Raw genomic sequence first — 17486 nt, 5'->3', positions numbered from 1 at the left:
GGCCTAACGATAAAAAAATGCGCGGGAGGAAATCATGCAGACTGCCAGACCGGAAAGTATCGTCGAAGTCAGCGTCGTAAAGTCGGGCATCAGCCGGGCAGTCGGCATCATGAGCATGCGGCAGGCACTCGAACTTCCCGACATTCCGAACCTCATCTATTCCCACCCGGACCCGGCATTGGCTGCCGCCGGCGTGGAGGTGAGCCGCGAGGACCTCGAAGGCTTTCTCAGTCATCACTGATACGGGCGGGATCCATGTGAGTGGTTGCTTCCCTGCCGCTGCCCGCCCGCACCGTTTGCATGTAACCGCCTGACATGCCAAACCGGCTGCAAAGATACCAAGTGCAGGACGGACCGGTGAGCCAAAGGCAATCTCCGCAACGACATGACCGTGGCGGCAAAAATCGCGAGACAACGGACGGCAAAAGGGTGACGCTACCCCGGGCACTTTCGAAGCTCGGCTATTGTTCGCGAACCCAGGCAGAAGCACTGATTTCCGAAGGCCGTGTCAGTGTCGACGGCCGCACCGTCACGGACACCGCCGCCTGGGTCGATCTCGACCACACGCAGATTGCCGTCGATGGAATCGCCGTGGTGGCAGAGACGAAAGTCTATCTCATGCTCAACAAGCCGCGCGGCCTGGTGACCACGCGCCACGATCCCGAGGGCAGGCCGACGGTCTATGATTGCCTGAAAACCTTCGACGTCCCGCATCTTTCACCGGTCGGCCGGCTCGACAAGGCCAGCGAAGGGCTGCTGCTCTTCACCAACGATACCGTTCTGGCACAGGCGCTGCTCGATCCCATCACCCATGTCGCAAAAACCTATCATGTGCAGATCGACCAGCAGATGGACGAAACGCAGCTGGCGCGGATGATCTCCGGCGTCACCTCGGACGGTGAATGGCTTACGGCGAGCTCGGCGAAGGTGCTGCGCCATGGAGATCGCAATGCCTGGATCGAGGTGGAGCTGCGACAGGGGCGCAACCGCCAGATCCGCCGGATGCTCGATGTTCTCGGCGTTGCCTGCCTGCGGCTGGTGCGCGTCAGTTTCGGGGATTTGCAACTCGGGGATCTTCCCAAGGGCAATGTGCGAGCCCTGACGGAGACAGAGGTTCGAGGGCTGAGGCAGGCAAGCGGCATGGAAAAGCGCAGCGAACCCGGCCGGAGACGCTAGACCATGATGCAGCCCGAAGACTTCTGGCAGCAGATCGATCCACCCGGCCCCGAGATCGCCGGGCCTTTCCACGACAGCTACAGCGCCGCTTTCGACGGCGGTCGGATCAGGCTGCCGATCCGCGTGCTTGCCGATGGCCACCACGCACTGGCCTCGTTGATCATCAATCAGGCAAGCTTTGCTGTGCAGGATGCGTTGGCAAGGGCGCTTGCCGCCCGGCTTTGCGGCTTTGCCATCGATATCGTTGTCGGCCTGCCGACACTCGGACTGACGCTCGCCTCCGCCCTTGCCCGCCAACTCGGCCACAGCAGGTATGTCCCCCTCGGGACGTCGCGAAAATTCTGGTACCGCGACGAATTTTCGGTGGATATGTCTTCTATCACCACGTCTGATCGGAAACGCCTGTTCATAGACCCTCGCCTTCTGCCGTTGATCGAAGGCAAGCGCGTGGCCCTGGTCGACGACGTCATCTCCAGCGGAACCTCGATCGCCGCCGGCCTCGAGCTGATGACCTTATGCGGCGTCGAACCGGTTGTGATTGGCGCGGCGATGCTGCAGTCGGAGCGCTGGCGGCAGCGTCTCGGCGCGCTCGATCGGAAATGGACAGAGCGGGTTGTCGGCGTCCTGGCGACGCCTCTCCTCGAGCCGGCAGACGGCGGCGGCTGGCAGCGGCCGGCCTCGTCCTGAGGCTGTCGTTCTGCCCGCAACGCAGCGATCGCGGTTGACATCGGCGACTGGCAATTTATGGATCGGCGGACAACGCGCATCCTGAAACCGGATGCCCAGCCGATTGGTGGTCCCCTTGCGCATCCTTTCAGAAGCCCATTTTCCTGAACTGCCGAACTATTATCGCGGCAAGGTGCGGGAAAACTACGACTTGCCCGACGGCAACCGCATCATCATCAGCACGGACCGGCTGAGCGCATTCGACCGTATCCTCACCTGCATTCCCTACAAGGGCCAGGTGCTGACCGAGACAGCGCGCTACTGGTTCGAGGCGACCAAGGACATCTGCCCTAACCACGTTGTTGCCTATCCCGATCCGAACGTCGTCGTCGGCAAGCGGCTGGACATCCTCCCCGTCGAGATTGTTGTTCGCGGTTACTTGGCAGGCACCACGGGCACATCCATTCTGACGCTCTACAAGAAAGGCGAGCGAACCATGTATGGCACGACGCTGCCCGACGGCATGCGTGACAACCAGATCCTGCCGCAGCCGATCATCACACCCACCAGCAAGGAATTCGACGGCGGTCACGACGCGCCGCTGACGCCCACCGAAATTATCGAGGGCGGATTGCTGACCGAACTGCAGTGGAAGACGCTGTCGGAGTATGCCTTTGCGCTCTTTGCACGAGGCCAGCAGATGGCGCTCGAACGCGGTCTTATCCTGGTCGATACGAAGTACGAGTTCGGGGTAGACGAGGCCGGCACCATCATTCTCGCCGACGAGATCCACACCCCGGACAGCAGCCGCTACTGGATTGCCGACAGCTATCAGGAAAGCTTCGAGAAGGGGACCCGCCCGGCAAGCTTCGACAAGGACTTCGTCCGTAGCTGGGTCGCCGAGCGTTGCGACCCGTATCGGGACGAAATACCTGAAATTCCTCTGGAATTGGTGGAACAGACCTCGAAGGTCTACATCGCGGCTTACGAGGCAATAACGGCCACACGCTTTGTCCCCGACAATCGTGGCGAGAGCCCGCTGGCACGGGTTCGCGCAAGCTTGGCCAGCTATTTTCCGAAATCAGCATGAACGGTCTTGCAATTTTGCGACCGTTATTGTCCGAGCCAAATGGCAACGCGAGTCGACCCGAAACGGTCGCGGCGACCGGCGGACAGGGTATGCTTTTTGCAACACTTGAAAAAATTCGTCCCTGCAAGACGCGGTTTCACACCTCTGTGTGATCAATCACGCCTGAGAATCTGGCAGAGGGGCTGTGATCTTGCAATCGCCGTTGCTAGATTGTCGCGACTTTCGACTACCCGTTTGCGGACCGTGAATGTGTACGATATTGACACGGAGTTATGAAAACTTCGTTAACGCACTGATAGTAATTAGAATTGTGGGAAATAAAGTGATGGTTTCCATTCGTACAGCTGCTCCTGCCCTGCTGCTTATCCTGGCAGGTTGCGTCAGCGGCCCAGATCATAAGCCGCCGGTGATGCCTCTTCCGGCGAAATTCTCGGAAGGCGGCACGAAGTCGAACGATGACGTTTCGAGCCGCAAGTGGTGGATGGACTACCATGACACCAAGCTCAACGGTCTGGTCAACATAGGCCTCGCCCAGAACGTTTCCATCCTGTCGTCGATCGAAGCCACGGTCGCTTATGAAGGCGACGTCACGGTTGCCGGCGCAGGGGGTCTCCCCAGCTTGACAGGCACTGCGGCGCAGACGGTGAGCGGCCAGAAGGGCAAGCTCCGTACCGAGCAGGCGACGCAGCACACCAGCAGCGGCGAATTGACGGCCTCCTGGCTTCTCGATCTGTTCGGACAATATCGTCGTGCCCGCGAAGGCGCACTCGATACGCTCGATGCAGCCTATGCCACCGTCGATGTGACCCGTCTGGCCTATCTCCAGGATCTGGTGACCAGCTACATCACAGCCCGTTATTATCAGGCGCTAATCGGCGTCGCCAACGAGAACCTCAAGTCCCGCCGCGAAACGCTCGAACTGACGAAGTTCCAGCTGCAGGCCGGCGCCGCATCACGTCTGGACGTCGTTCAGGCCGAGGGTCTCGTCAACTCGTCGCTCGCGGAGCTGCCGCCGAACGAAATCGCCTTCCGCAAGCAGGTGCATCACATTGCTAGCCTGCTGAACGTGCCTTCGGCCACCGTCATTGCCGAAATGCAGTCGTCGACCGGACAGCCTGTCTTCCGTGGCAATGTGACAACAGGCGTTCCGGCCGATCTCGTCCGTAACCGTCCCGATATCCGCAAGGCCGAACGTCAGCTGGCAGCAGCTACCGCCCAAATCGGCGTTGCCGAAGCGCAGCTCTATCCAAGCATTTCGCTGAGCGGTTCTATCTCGCCTTCCTACATCAAATCCGGCGGCACGAAGGGTGGCCTCACCACCTGGTCGTTCGGCCCGACGCTCAACCTGCCGATCTTCGACGGCGGCCTGTTGCGCGCCAATGTCAAGATCGCCGAATCGAATGCCCGTGCAGCCTACCTCTCCTGGAAGTCCACGGTGTTGTCGGCTGTCGAGGATGTCGAGAACGCGCTTTCGGCCGTTACCCGCGATGCACAGACGATCTCGGCGCTCCGTGCGCAGGTCAAATCCTACCGCGAAGCGCTGCAGCTTTCGACTGCCAGCTACAAGGATGGCGCATCGTCGCTGCTCGACGTCATCACTGCGCAGCTTCAGGTCACATCCGCACAGGAAAGCCTTGCAGCTGCCGTGCAGACCAGTGCAGCCGACTATGTGTCGCTGAACGTTGCGATCGGTGCAGGCTATGTCCCAGCCAGCCCGGACAAGGTCACCCCGGTAACCCTGGCCTCGAAGAAGATGTAAGCTTCTACCAGGGCGTCGCCGCCCAACGTTTTATGCACATTGAAACCGCCGCAGCACCGCCTGCGGCGGTTTCGTTTTGGGGGAGGCAATTTCAGGGGTTGGATTGTCGAGACAATATAGCGGGATACGACATGCGCCAAAACGACAAAAAGGCCGGAACGATCCGGCCTTTCGTCACCTGCTTCGAAACAATGCCAGTACATCCGTGGTCAAAGCGAAAGCAGATTTGCACACAGTCTGGGCGCGATAGGTTAACAAAAGGTTAACGCTGTCCCGCCGCTGCCGCTGGGAGCGTTGCTCCCCGGGCTTTTTCGTCGCTATGTGGCTCCAGAATAAATGGTTTGGCAGGGGGCACATTTCAAGATGGCAGTGCTATTCAGCGTTCAAGTTACGTTCATGCATCTATTCTTACAAGACGAGAGAAAGCAGCCCGCGAATCATTGCTGCAAGACGTCCCACGGAGGAGACACATGAGGAAACTACTTCTGGCCACCGCAGCCTTGGGCAGCGTGTTGGCCTTGCCGGCGATCGCCGAGGCTGCCTCGGGCTTCTCGACGGCGAACGTCAACATGCGTTCCGGACCGAGCACTGCCTATCCGGCTGTCACGCTCATCCCGATCGGCGCTCCACTCAGGATAAACGGCTGCCTTGCAGACCTTCCCTGGTGCGACGTCTCGTTTGACGGCGGTCGCGGTTGGGTCGCAGGTCGTTACGTCCAGGCGGTATACCAGCAGCGGCGTATCTATGTCGGTCCGCAGTATTATCGTCCGCTCGGCATCCCGACAATCACCTTCGATCTCGACAACTACTGGGACCGCAACTATCGCGGCCGGAATTTCTACCGCGACCGTGATCGCTGGGCGCAGGGTCCGGACTGGCAGCGCAATGGCGGCCAGCCGATCTATCGCCGGCCACCACCGCCGCCGGTTTACGATCCGCAGGACGAAGACCAGGGAAATTGGCAGCGGCGCCACCAGCGTCAGCCGGACTACGACGGCAATTACCAGGGCGATGACAACCCGCCCCCCCGCCACCGTCCGCGTTATGGCGATGGCGACGCTGGTCAGCGCTATGGCGACCCCGACCAGGGCAACTTCGACGGCGACAACAACCAGCCGCCGCGCAGGCGCCAGCAGCAGGATCAGCAAGATCAGCAGCAACCCCAGCAGCAGCAACGCCCGCAGCGCGACCAGCCTCCCCAGGGCCAGCCGCCGCGTCAGCAGCCTCCACAGGCTCAGCCGCAGCCGCCGCAGCCTCCGCAGCAGCCTGCTCCGCCGCCGCCGCGTGCTCAGCCCGAGGCCCCTCGCCCGCAACCACAGCCCCAGGCTCAGCAGCCGAGCAGGAGCGAGCCGCCGCGCGTCATTCGTCGTAATGATGGTCAGGTCATAGTGTGCCCGGACGCCGGCCCTGCCTGCAACGAGCCGCACTCGTCGCACAATTGAGCATTGAAGATGCAGGAGGTCTCTCTGAGGCCTCCTGTCCCACCTGACCAGCAGGGCGCGTCAGCTTGCGGCCGTTTCAGTGAGTTGTCAGGTCTGCTTCGCGCGTTGCCGACATGAAGATCTCACGAGCTTCCTCGGCTGACCGCCGGCCTGCTATCGCAGCACGGCAGACGCTGCGCGCAGCCACATAAAGAGGCCCGCGCCGATCAGGCCACATGTCCATCAGGCAGTGCAACGCATCGGATGGACCACTGATCACCCGGGCGTCATCCTGGCTGAAACCCACCTCTACCGGATTGCTCCATTTAACGTGTCGCATGAGCCTGTCTCCTCCTGACCTATGCTTGAGCGTCATCCTCCTCGATGACGCGCAGGCGACATTGTCCATTAGTCCCGATAAAAACACAACCGGTGAAATACGGGGGAGCCGGGCAGCAACGCTTGGTCATCCGAAGGACCAGATGGCAAAGATGTGCGGCTGAAATGTTGGCCTTAGAAATTGCCTCTTGCGCCATCGGCGGTCAGCATCTTGAAGTTGGTCCCATCTGTCAGGATCTTGGCGCAACCGGTGCTGCCATTTGGCGACCGGATGCAAATGCTGCCGTTCGACACCTTGTAACCCTTGCTGCTGCCTTCCTTGTAGGTGAAGCCGTTGGCATTGGTCTTGCCTGCAGCGTTAGGACCGAGGTGCTTGACGATTTCAGCTTTGGTTGCCGAACGAAGCTCGGCGGAATATGCCGGTGCTGAGAGGGCGCACAGGGACAAGGAACCTGCGACGAACAGGTTGGCAATTTTCACGATCATGGTGACATAGACCTCTTGGGGAGCAGGACGGTGCTGCAACGGCGGTAGTCCAAACAGGACGCCAACTCATGCCAAAAATACAGAGGGGCGTGAGATGTGCAATGCAGTTGTTGATTTTTGCAGTGCAAAAATTGTTTCCGGGCCCTTGGGGCCAGCACGATTGCTGTCCAGACGTGGGTCGGGCGGCGCGTGCGCCGCCCGACGAATAGGCTAATTTTATCGATCGACAGTCAGATCGCGGCATCCGGCGTGGGCCGGATTGTTGCAGCGACGGGATCGTTCGGGTTCAGGTCGTCTTCCGGTTGGATAATCGGCGGGACCGCCGGCTTTTCCTGCGTGCGGTCGGGGATACCCGGCGTAAACGTAGGACCGCGTGGCGTCTCGGCGTCTGGCTGTGGAAGAGGATCGCGATTAGGCATGGATTTCTCCTTCATCAATTAGCGGCACCTAGACTAACGACACCGCCTGCCATTCGTTCCGCCTTGTATAAGGAATCTGGAATGAGCCTGCGCATAACGAGAAAAGAGCCCCGAAGGGCTCTTTTCAGACTTGTTACAGGCGGATGATGACGCCGTTGCGGCGGTGATGGCGATGCCATTCGCGACGGTTGTGGTAGCCGCGATCACGACGCCACTCTCCGCGACCATGGCGGAATTCACGACGATCGTGACGCCAGTTCCGGCGCTCATGGCGATTGTGGCGCCAGCGTTCGTCGCGGACCTGCACCACGTCGGACGACTGTGTGATCTGGACTGGAGCCAACGGAGCGGCAGCTACCGGAGCGGATACGGCAAACAGCGAACCTATCGCCATGGACGCAGTCAGAAACGCTGTGGCAAAAATCTTCATAATCGATCCCTCATTGAACAAAAAATATGCAGTCGCTTACCAAATGCGCGAGCAGCCTTTGTGTTCCACAACGAAGAGATGAAGTGTCAGGTCTCGGAGATACGAATGCATGCACGGACGGAAGCTATAAGGCACCGCAAAGATGTCTGCACCCTGCAGCGCCAGTGAAAACTACAAACCGATCCGCATCCCGACGACGAGAATGGGGAGTGCCGCAATCATGCAGGTTATTGCCAGAGCCGCAGCAAACTTGTGCAGTTGCGCCCGCCTCGCCTTACGCTCGTCCCACTCGATACTCATCGACCGCCCCCTCGGCTCCACAGAATACAAATGAAACATCGAACATGCAGGAAGTCGAGTGGGGCCGCGCTCAAAGATATTGACTCTCCGACACAGAACGGGAGCGTTCATTGCGCGGAGAGGTAGAGGCATCGATGAAGAGCGGATTTCGGCTTGCCGATCAAATAGTACACATCCGACCACAAACTGTTGATCGGGATATGGAAAACCCGTGCCGCCTTTAACATCCCCTTAAATCGCCGCATTTAAAGTTCAACCGACAGCTGGGTCGTGGGGCACCTTTTTGCAGGGACTTTGCCTGTCGGCCCGCGTGCAGCATCATCACCGAAGGGTTGACCGGTCCGCAATGGCAGGAAAAGGCAGATCAGGTCAGCGCATCGAACCGTCCTTCGCCGGCAAGTCCGACCGCGATGACGACGAGCTGACAATCGACGCCGACGATCGCATAGTCGGTGGCTCGCCCGCTAAGGGCTCCGGCAAGGCGCGCGAAAAATATCCCAAGGGTCGAAAGACTGCCCGGAGCGGGCGTGGCGGAGGCCGCAACAGAGCGCAGCGCCGCGAAGGCCTCGGCTTCATTGGCCTGATCCGACGGCTTATATACTGGTGTCTGGTGCTGGCCCTGTGGGGCGGCATCGGCGTTGCCGGCATCGTTCTCTACTATGGGTCGCGCATGCCGAGCGCCAGCACGTGGCAGATCCCGGCCCGCCCGCCCAACGTCAAGATAAACGCCATGGACGGGACGTCGCTTGCCAACCGCGGCGCCACCGGCGGCGAGGCGCTTGCCCTCGAGGACATGTCGCCCTTCATCCCCGAGGCCATCGTCGCCATCGAGGACCGGCGGTTCTATTCGCATTTCGGCGTCGACCCCATTGGTCTCGCCCGCGCGTTCACGACCAACCTGTTGACCGGCCACACGGTTCAGGGTGGGTCGACCCTGACGCAGCAACTCGCCAAGAACCTCTTCCTGTCACCCGACCGAACGATGGAGCGCAAGGTCCAGGAGGTGTTGCTCGCCCTCTGGCTGGAGCACACCTACACCAAGGACCAGATCCTTGCGATGTACCTCAACCGCGTGTTCTTCGGCTCGAATGCCTTTGGCGTCGAGGCCGCCTCGCGGCGCTATTTCAACAAATCCGCCCGTGATGTGAACCTGGGCGAAGCCGCTATGCTCGCCGGCCTCGTCAAGGCGCCCTCGAAACTGTCGCCGATACGTGATCCAGCGGCAGCCCATGCTCGCCAGCAAGTCGTGCTGCAGGCGATGCGCGACCAGGGTTATGTCACAGATGCCGATATCAAGACGGCACTGGCAGCCCCTCCGACCCGCGCCAAGAGTTTCTGGAATGGCGCCCAGAATTATGCGGCCGACATGGTGATGGACCAGCTGCCGGGCCTGATCGGCCCGATCAAGGAAGATGTCGTCGTCGAGACCACCATCGACATGGCGATGGAGGCCAAGGCCGAGCAGGCGCTGGGCGATGTGCTCGATCACGATGGTAAAAGGCTAGATGCCTCGCAGGCAGCGTTGATCTCGGTCGACGGAACAGGCGCCATCCGCGCCATGGTCGGCGGTCGCGACTATGCAGAAAGCCAGTACAACCGAGCCGTCACCGCCAAGCGCCAGCCGGGATCGGCCTTCAAACCATTCGTTTACGCTGCGGCGATGGAAATGGGCCTGACGCCGACATCCGTGCGCAATGATGCGCCCATCAAGATCGGCAACTGGACGCCGGAAAACTACGAGCAGAAATATTCCGGCGTCGTGACGCTGGCGACTGCCCTTGCCCATTCTCTCAACACCATTGCAGCCCAGCTGGTGATGGAGGTCGGCCCGCCGAACGTGATCAAGCTTGCCCATCGCCTCGGCATCGATTCAGAACTGCAGGACAATGCCTCGATCGCGCTTGGAACATCCGAAGTGTCGCTGCTGGAGCTGACATCCTCCTATGCGGCCTTCATGAACGGTGGCTACAAGGCCACACCGCACGTCATCACCAAGGTGACGTCCGCCTCCGGCAAGGTGCTTTATACCGCGAATTTCAGCGATCCGCCCCGCGTCCTCAGCCCGAGCGTCGTTACCAACATGAACTACATGATGGAAGGCGTCATGGCATCGGGCACAGGCAAGGCGGCCCGGATTCCGGGCTGGCAGACGGCCGGCAAGTCCGGCACGACGCAATCCTTCCGCGACGCGCTGTTCGTAGGCTTCACCAACGACTTTACGACAGGCGTCTGGTTTGGCAACGACGACGGCAAGTCGATGAAGAAGGTCACCGGCGGCAGCCTGCCGGCAAAGGCGTGGAAGGAATTCATGATCGCTGCCCACAAGGGCCTGACGCAAGCACCGCTGTTCGGCGGCGGCCAGGTGATCGACGGCAGCATGCCGATGGCGCAGTCCGGCGGCGATGCCGGCGACCAGTCGACGATCTCGGGCATCATCTCCGGGGTGCTCGGCGGCCCGACAACCGGCAACATTCCCCCGAAGACGCCAGCGAATTCTCCAGCCGGCACCTATCCTCCAGCGCCGGTCAATCCGGCAGTGTCGGCAAGACCCGCTGCTGTGCCGCAGCAGGCACCGGCTGCTATCGCCAACAACGACGAGCCTGTCGACATGCCGCCGGTCGGACCCGGCGCGGACAGCAACCCCTATGCCTCGCAAAGCCCGACGCCGCCCGCCGATATCGGCGAATCGCCGTCCGATGCGCGCCCTCGCCGAACCACCCTGCTCGACTATCTCATGGGCCGATAACACCCCTTGACGTTTGATTTGACCGTTGCCACTTGCAGGATGGACCAAGGGCTGGTCTGATGCGGGTTCACGCCTCTTTCCGGGGTTGCCGCCAGAAGCTGCAACACCTTGAAATAAAGCATGGGCTTTGCCGGATTCCGCTTCATTTCCAGCCTTGCAGTCCGCAAAATCGCTACTTATATAGCCGACATCACCGCAGCTAAGACTGCGCAAACCGCAAGACTATCCCGTAAGGGGCTGTCCCAGAAATGCCTGACAGGGGTTTCGACAGTCTGCTTCAATGGAGAGAATGACATGGCAAAAGTAATTGGTATCGACCTTGGAACGACGAATTCCTGCGTATCCGTCATGGACGGGAAGGACGCCAAGGTCATCGAGAACGCAGAAGGCGCGCGTACGACCCCATCGATGGTGGCTTTCTCCGAAGACGGCGAACGCCTCGTCGGTCAGCCGGCCAAGCGCCAGGCGGTGACCAACCCAACGAACACACTCTTCGCTGTCAAGCGCCTGATCGGCCGCCGCTTCGAAGATCCGACTGTTGGCAAGGACAAGGACCTCGTCCCGTTCAATATCGTCAAGGGCGATAATGGCGACGCATGGGTCGAAGCCAACGGCAAGGGCTATTCCCCTGCACAGATTTCCGCGATGATCCTTCAGAAGATGAAGGAAACGGCTGAAGCCTATCTCGGCGAGAAGGTCACCCAGGCCGTCATCACCGTACCAGCCTACTTCAACGACGCGCAGCGTCAGGCCACCAAGGATGCAGGCCGCATCGCCGGCCTCGAAGTCCTGCGCATCATCAACGAGCCGACGGCAGCAGCGCTCGCCTACGGTCTCGACAAGAAGGAAGGCAAGACCATTGCCGTGTACGACTTGGGTGGTGGTACCTTCGATATCTCGATCCTCGAAATCGGTGATGGCGTCTTCGAAGTGAAGTCGACCAACGGCGACACCTTCCTCGGCGGCGAAGACTTCGACATGCGCCTGGTTGAATATCTGGCAGCCGAGTTCAAGAAGGACAACGGGATCGACCTGAAGGGCGACAAGCTTGCACTGCAGCGCCTGAAGGAAGCCGCTGAAAAAGCCAAGATCGAACTGTCCTCGTCGCAGCAGACCGAAATCAACCTGCCCTTCATCACCGCCGACGCAACCGGCCCGAAGCATCTGACGCTGAAGCTGACGCGCGCCAAGCTGGAAAGCCTGGTCGACGATCTGGTCCAGCGTACAGTTGCGCCATGCAAGGCAGCCCTTAAGGATGCCGGCGTAACCGCAGCCGAGATCGACGAAGTCGTTCTGGTCGGCGGCATGAGCCGCATGCCGAAGGTTCAGGAAATCGTCAAGCAGCTGTTCGGCAAGGAGCCTCACAAGGGCGTCAACCCTGACGAAGTCGTTGCCATGGGCGCGGCCATCCAGGGCGGCGTTCTGCAGGGCGACGTCAAGGACGTCCTGCTGCTCGACGTGACGCCGCTGTCGCTCGGCATCGAAACCCTCGGCGGCGTGTTCACGCGCCTCATCGAGCGTAACACGACGATCCCGACCAAGAAGAGCCAGACCTTCTCGACCGCAGACGACAATCAGTCGGCCGTGACGATCCGCGTTTCCCAAGGCGAACGCGAAATGGCGCAGGACAACAAGCTGCTCGGCCAGTTCGACCTCGTCGGCCTGCCGCCAGCTCCGCGCGGCGTACCGCAGATCGAAGTCACCTTCGATATCGACGCCAACGGCATCGTCCAGGTTTCGGCCAAGGACAAGGGCACCGGCAAGGAACAGCAGATCCGCATCCAGGCCTCGGGCGGCCTTTCCGACGCCGAGATCGAGAAGATGGTCAAGGACGCCGAAGCCAACGCCGAGACCGACAAGAAGCGTCGTGACGGCGTAGAAGCCAAGAACCAGGCCGAAAGCCTGATCCACTCCAGCGAGAAGTCGCTGAAGGACTTTGGCGACAAGGTTTCGGAAGCCGACCGCACGGCGATTGCCGACGCGATTGCGGCGCTGAAGAGTGCAACCGAAGCCTCCGAGCCGGACGCCGAGGACATCAAGGCGAAGACCCAGACTTTGATGGAAGCGTCCATGAAGCTCGGCCAGGCGATCTATGAAGCTCAGCAGGGTGGCGATGAGGCCGCAGCTGCAGCCGATGCCGCAAGGCACTCTGCCGCTGACGACCACGTCGTCGACGCCGACTACGAGGAAATCAAGGACGACAAGAAGTCCGCATAAGTCACAAGCGCAAGCCGAAACGGTTTTGCGGAAACTTAAGTCCGGCTGCCTTTTGGCAGCCGGAAATCCATTTCCGGGGTCTAATCCTGCATGGCTAAAGCAGACTATTACGAAATTCTCGGTGTCTCGCGCTCTGCGGACGACAAAGAGCTCAAATCTGCGTTTCGCAAGTTGGCAATGGTGCATCACCCCGACAAGAACCCGGGTGATCATGAAGCCGAGCGCAAGTTCAAGGAATTGAACGAAGCCTACGAAATGCTGAAGGACCCGCAGAAGCGGGCAGCATACGATCGATACGGTCACGCGGCTTTTGAGCATGGCGGCATGGGCAATGCTGGCGGCGGCATGGGCGGCGGCGGCGGTTTCTCCGATATCTTCGAAGACATCTTCGGCGAAATGATGGGTGGCGGGCGCCAGCGCCAGCGCTCGTCCGGCGGCCGCGAACGCGGTGCCGACCTTCGCTACAACATGGAAATCTCGCTCGAGGAAGCCTTTGCCGGCAAGACCGCGCAGATCCGTGTTCCGACTTCCATTACCTGCGACGTCTGTTCCGGCTCGGGCGCCAAGCCCGGCACCCAGCCAAAGACCTGCTCGACCTGCCAGGGATCCGGTCGCGTGCGCGCAGCCCAGGGCTTCTTCTCGATCGAACGTACCTGCCCGACCTGCCACGGCCGCGGCCAGATCATTTCCGACCCCTGCATCAAGTGCCAGGGCCAGGGTCGCGTTACCGAAGAGCGCTCGCTGTCGGTCAACATTCCGGCCGGTATCGAGGACGGCACCCGCATCCGCCTGCAGGGCGAAGGCGAAGCCGGCACCCGTGGCGGCCCTGCCGGCGACCTCTACATGTTCCTGTCGGTCAAGCCGCACGAATTCTTCCAGCGCGACGGGGCTGACCTCTATTGCGCCGTGCCGATTTCCATGACGACCGCAGCACTAGGCGGCACGATCGACGTGGCGACGCTCGATGGCACCAAGTCGCGGGTCACCGTTCCCGAGGGCACGCAGGCTGGCAAGCAATTCCGCCTGAAGGCCAAGGGCATGCCCGTTCTTCGCTCGGCCCAGGTGGGCGACCTTTATATCCAGGTGCAGATCGAGACCCCGCAGAAGCTCACCAAGCGTCAGCGCGAGCTGCTGCAGGAGTTCGAACAGATTTCTTCACAGGATAACAATCCGGAATCGACAGGCTTCTTCGCCCGCATGAAGGATTTCTTCGACACCCTCAGCGAGTAGGCATCTCGGCCGGATTTTGAGACTTGAAGCCGGTTGCGGAAACGCTGCCGGCTTCGTTCGTTGAGCTAAAGATGCATTGCGGGCGACAGGTTGGTTTTGTGCCGCAATACCTCTCGCCTTTTTCGTCAACCCAATGATAGGATATACTAATTGAGCCCGGCAACTCAGCCGAGGCAGTGATTTGACGAGAGAAACTGCATGTTTCCGCTTTCGCATATGATGAAGGCTTTCATTCGCAAGGGCCGGCTGACGGTCATCGACGCAGACGGCAAGCGCCACGTATTTTCCGGCACCGAAGGCCCCCACGTCACGATGAGGCTGACGGACAAAAAACTCTACAGGACACTGGTCTTTAATGCCGAACTTGCTGCCGGCGAGGCCTATATGGACGGCACCATGCGCTTCGAGGAAGGATCGACATTGCGTGACTTCCTCACGCTGTTCTCGATCAACCGCCTGTCGCTCGGCTCCTATCCGATCCAGAAAATGCTGCGTACTATCAAGATGAGGTTCCGCAAGCGCCAGCAGTCGAACAGGAAGGGCCAGGCGCAACAGAACGTCGCCCACCACTACGATATCGGAAACGAGTTTTACAAACTCTTCCTCGACGAAAACATGCTCTATTCCTGCGCCTATTTCCGCGAGCCTGGCGAAACGCTGGAGCAGGCGCAGCGCAACAAGCTCAGGCTGCTGGCGAGCAAGCTCGGTCTGAAACCAGGCATGAAGGTCCTCGATATCGGCTGCGGTTGGGGCGATCTGGCGCTTTATCTCGCCAAGCTGGAAGACATCGAGGTTCTCGGCGTCACCCTTTCCCGCGAACAGCAGGCACTTGCCACCGAGCGGGCACGCAAGGCAGGCCTTGGCGACCGCGTCACGTTCGAGCTTCGCGACTACCGCGATGTCATCGGGTCCTTTGATCGCATCGTCTCGGTCGGCATGTTCGAGCACGTCGGCGTCCATCATTACGACGAGTTCTTTGCCAAGCTGAATTCACTGATGCCGGATGACGGTGTCGCCGTGCTGCACTCCATCGGCCATATGAGCCCACCCGGCATGGCCAGCGCCTGGCTGCGCAAATACATCTTCCCCGGCGCCTATTCGCCGGCGCTGTCGGAAGTGTTCGAGGTCGTCGAGCGCAACAGCCTGTGGGTGACCGACCTCGAGTTCCTGCGCGTGCATTACGCGACGACGCTGCAGCATTGGGCATCCCGCTTCGAGACCAACCGCGACAAGGTGGTGGCCCTCTATGACGAGCGTTTCGCCCGGATGTGGGAATTCTATCTGATCAGCGCCGAGATGATGTTCCGCACGGGAAGCCAGCTCGTGTTTCACATGCAGCTATCCCGCTCCCGCGATGCCGCCCCGATCGTCCGCGACTATATCATCGACCAGCAGCGAGCCTACATCGAGAAGGAGAAGACGCTCGATATGACCGTTTAGGCGCTCGCCTGTGAGTTTCGGCTGGGCGAAGTGCATGCCCACGCTGCCAGTCGGCTGAGGCAGTGCCCGAACGGAAACATTCCGGCCACGATTTTACCACCGTAATGTCAATTGGCTGACACCCGGTTGTAATGCTCCCCGTTTATCCCTTCGGCAAACGAGGAGATCGCTATGCACGCCGCCGAATTGACCATGTCGGAGATGTTGAGAGACCCGATGATCCGCCTGATGCTGCGCGCCGATCGGGTGCCGCTGCGTGATTTTGCGAAACTCTTGGAAGATGCGGCGAACGCCCGGACAAAGGGCCGGCAGGAAGACGCTCAACCTTTGCGGACACCGCTTGCGCATTGAGGTCGGCTGGGGCGACCCGTCCCGCAGAATGACGGCAAGTATCGGGGGGAGGAAGTCCCCTCACCTACCGCTGCTATTTCAGATAGGTGCGCACGACATCGATGAGTTCCGCCGCGCCTTCCTCGCGCTCCGCTTGGCGGAGGTCCGCTGCCGCAAGGTGCATGCGGATGTGATCTTCCATCACCTCGCCCATCAGGCCATTAATCGCACCGCGGACGCCGGCGATCAGCTGCATAACCTCTTCACAGCCCTTTTCGTCCTCTAGCATCCGTTCGACGCCTTCCATCTGACCACGGATGCGCCGCACCCGGTTGATGAGTTTCTGCTTTTCCCGGATCGTGTGGCTCATTTGAATGCTCTCCCGACGACGCCGCGATACTCAGGCCGCACGGGCTTCGACCTCGACCGTCACATGCGAAAGATCGTGGATCGCAGCCAGTTTTTCACGGTAGTAGGACGGCGCGTGCGGGTTATCGGTAACGATCGAGACGATGGCGCCGTGATGGCCGGGCCCGAGTTGCCAGACGTGAAGATCGAGGATCTCCGCCCCCTCGCGGGTCATGATGTCCTTGATCTCCTCCGGCAGGTCCTCGTCATCGCTCTGGTAATCGAGCAGAACGCGCCCGCTGTCGCGGACAAGTACCCAGGACCAGCGCGCGATGACGATACCGCCGACGATGCCGATGGCCGGGTCAAGCCAGAGCCAGCCATAAATGCTTCCGAGCACGAGCGCGCCTATCGCCAGAACAGATGTCAGCGCATCCGCCAGCACATGGACATAGGCGGCACGTAGGTTCTGGTCCTTGCCCCCATGCCCATGATGATCCCCATGATGTCCAGCATGGTCATGGGAATGGTGGTGGCCATGGCTATGATGGTGATCGTCCCTGAGAAGCCATGCGCAGACGATATTGACAAGCAGGCCGACCACGGCCACGAAGATCGCCTCTTGGAAGTTGATGGAAACCGGCGACCGCAGGCGCAAGAAACTCTCCCACGCAATCATCAGAGCGATCAGCGCCAGTACAACCGCGCTGGCAAAGCCCGCGAGATCGCCGAGCTTGCCGGTACCGAAGGAAAACCGCGGATTATTGGCGTGCCTGCGGGCGTAAAGATAGGCCAGCGCGGCGATCAGCATGGCTGCAGCATGCGTGGACATATGCCAGCCATCCGCCACCAGCGCCATCGAGCCGAACATATTCCCGGCAACGATCTCGATCACCATCATCGATGCCGTGATGGCAATGACGAGCCAGGTGCGACGCTCGTTGCGAGCATGGTTTTCACCGAGAAACAAATGGTCATGGGCAGCGCCCAACGTGCGGCCGTGATCGTGCGACAGGGTCATGTTGGAAAATTCCTGATTGGTAGAATAGGGGGGTACCCTATTTAGCGTATGGCCGCAAGATTGAAGCT

18 protein-coding genes are annotated in these 17486 nt (G+C 60.4%); 11 read left to right on the top strand and 7 right to left on the bottom strand.

What is annotated here, in order from left to right; genetic code table 11:
* The first annotated feature begins 34 nt into the window (after positions 1-34).
* The 6 genes from J5278_RS04245 to J5278_RS04220 all read left to right on the top strand — a co-directional run bounded on the left by J5278_RS04245 (position 35) and on the right by J5278_RS04220 (position 6133).
* Complete coding sequence (locus J5278_RS04245) at positions 35-241, top strand: hypothetical protein (protein ID WP_209182238.1); 207 nt, start codon at positions 35-37, stop codon at positions 239-241.
* 116 nt (positions 242-357) lie between these two features.
* Complete coding sequence (locus tag J5278_RS04240; protein WP_374108257.1) at positions 358-1176, top strand: pseudouridine synthase; 819 nt, start codon at positions 358-360, stop codon at positions 1174-1176.
* Between the two features lie 6 nt (positions 1177-1182).
* A complete protein-coding gene (locus tag J5278_RS04235) occupies positions 1183-1863 on the top strand; it encodes a phosphoribosyltransferase (protein WP_209182244.1) in 681 nt (226 codons plus the stop codon).
* Between the two features lie 115 nt (positions 1864-1978).
* Positions 1979-2932 carry a phosphoribosylaminoimidazolesuccinocarboxamide synthase gene (locus J5278_RS04230; RefSeq protein ID WP_209182234.1) on the top strand — a complete coding sequence of 318 codons (954 nt, stop codon included), beginning with the start codon at positions 1979-1981 and terminating at the stop codon, positions 2930-2932.
* A gap of 325 nt (positions 2933-3257) precedes the next feature.
* Positions 3258-4691, top strand: coding sequence for an efflux transporter outer membrane subunit (locus J5278_RS04225; protein WP_209182232.1), 1434 nt, complete (start codon positions 3258-3260; stop codon positions 4689-4691).
* A 470-nt stretch (positions 4692-5161) separates the two neighbouring features.
* A complete protein-coding gene (locus J5278_RS04220; RefSeq protein ID WP_209182230.1) occupies positions 5162-6133 on the top strand; it encodes an SH3 domain-containing protein in 972 nt (323 codons plus the stop codon).
* A 76-nt stretch (positions 6134-6209) separates the two neighbouring features.
* Here the strand turns inward: J5278_RS04220 and J5278_RS04215 are convergent, their stop codons facing one another.
* The 5 genes from J5278_RS04215 to J5278_RS30875 form a co-directional block, all read right to left on the bottom strand.
* Positions 6210-6452: a DUF982 domain-containing protein gene (locus J5278_RS04215; protein ID WP_142831472.1), complete on the bottom strand. Its 243-nt coding sequence runs from the start codon at positions 6450-6452 to the stop codon at positions 6210-6212.
* Between the two features lie 173 nt (positions 6453-6625).
* Positions 6626-6937 (bottom strand): hypothetical protein, encoded by a 312-nt coding sequence (locus J5278_RS04210; RefSeq protein ID WP_142831473.1) that lies wholly within the window; start codon positions 6935-6937, stop codon positions 6626-6628.
* A 230-nt stretch (positions 6938-7167) separates the two neighbouring features.
* Complete coding sequence (locus J5278_RS04205) at positions 7168-7356, bottom strand: hypothetical protein (protein ID WP_224129845.1); 189 nt, start codon at positions 7354-7356, stop codon at positions 7168-7170.
* 133 nt (positions 7357-7489) lie between these two features.
* On the bottom strand, positions 7490-7786 hold the full coding sequence (locus J5278_RS04200) for a hypothetical protein (RefSeq protein WP_209182228.1): 297 nt from the start codon (positions 7784-7786) through the stop codon (positions 7490-7492).
* A 171-nt stretch (positions 7787-7957) separates the two neighbouring features.
* The gene (locus J5278_RS30875) at positions 7958-8086 is read right to left on the bottom strand and encodes a hypothetical protein (protein ID WP_257623386.1); all 129 of its coding nucleotides are present in this window, start codon (positions 8084-8086) and stop codon (positions 7958-7960) included.
* A 346-nt stretch (positions 8087-8432) separates the two neighbouring features.
* Here J5278_RS30875 and J5278_RS04195 point away from each other — a divergent pair, with 346 nt between their 5' ends.
* The 5 genes from J5278_RS04195 (at position 8433) to J5278_RS04175 (ending at position 16070) form a co-directional block, all read left to right on the top strand.
* Entirely contained in the window at positions 8433-10832 is a 2400-nt protein-coding gene (locus J5278_RS04195) for a transglycosylase domain-containing protein (RefSeq protein WP_209182226.1), read from the top strand.
* A gap of 294 nt (positions 10833-11126) precedes the next feature.
* On the top strand, positions 11127-13049 hold the full coding sequence (dnaK, locus tag J5278_RS04190) for a molecular chaperone DnaK (RefSeq protein WP_142831477.1): 1923 nt from the start codon (positions 11127-11129) through the stop codon (positions 13047-13049).
* 90 nt (positions 13050-13139) lie between these two features.
* A complete protein-coding gene (dnaJ, locus tag J5278_RS04185; protein ID WP_209182220.1) occupies positions 13140-14279 on the top strand; it encodes a molecular chaperone DnaJ in 1140 nt (379 codons plus the stop codon).
* A 198-nt stretch (positions 14280-14477) separates the two neighbouring features.
* Entirely contained in the window at positions 14478-15719 is a 1242-nt protein-coding gene (locus J5278_RS04180) for a cyclopropane-fatty-acyl-phospholipid synthase family protein (protein ID WP_209182218.1), read from the top strand.
* 171 nt (positions 15720-15890) lie between these two features.
* Positions 15891-16070, top strand: coding sequence for a hypothetical protein (locus J5278_RS04175; RefSeq protein WP_209182216.1), 180 nt, complete (start codon positions 15891-15893; stop codon positions 16068-16070).
* Positions 16071-16143: 73 nt separating this feature from the next.
* On the opposite strand, the gene J5278_RS04170 is transcribed toward J5278_RS04175, so the two are convergent.
* Together J5278_RS04170 and dmeF are read right to left on the bottom strand one after the other, a co-directional pair.
* Positions 16144-16419 (bottom strand): metal/formaldehyde-sensitive transcriptional repressor, encoded by a 276-nt coding sequence (locus J5278_RS04170; RefSeq protein ID WP_111220898.1) that lies wholly within the window; start codon positions 16417-16419, stop codon positions 16144-16146.
* A gap of 30 nt (positions 16420-16449) precedes the next feature.
* Positions 16450-17418: a CDF family Co(II)/Ni(II) efflux transporter DmeF gene (dmeF, locus tag J5278_RS04165; RefSeq protein ID WP_209182214.1), complete on the bottom strand. Its 969-nt coding sequence runs from the start codon at positions 17416-17418 to the stop codon at positions 16450-16452.
* Positions 17419-17486: the final 68 nt, after the last annotated feature.

It is taken from the genome of Rhizobium sp. B21/90, assembly GCF_019355815.1.
GTDB classification, from domain to species: Bacteria; Pseudomonadota; Alphaproteobacteria; order Rhizobiales; family Rhizobiaceae; genus Rhizobium; species Rhizobium rhododendri.
This window is presented reverse-complemented; position numbering and strand designations above follow the sequence as displayed.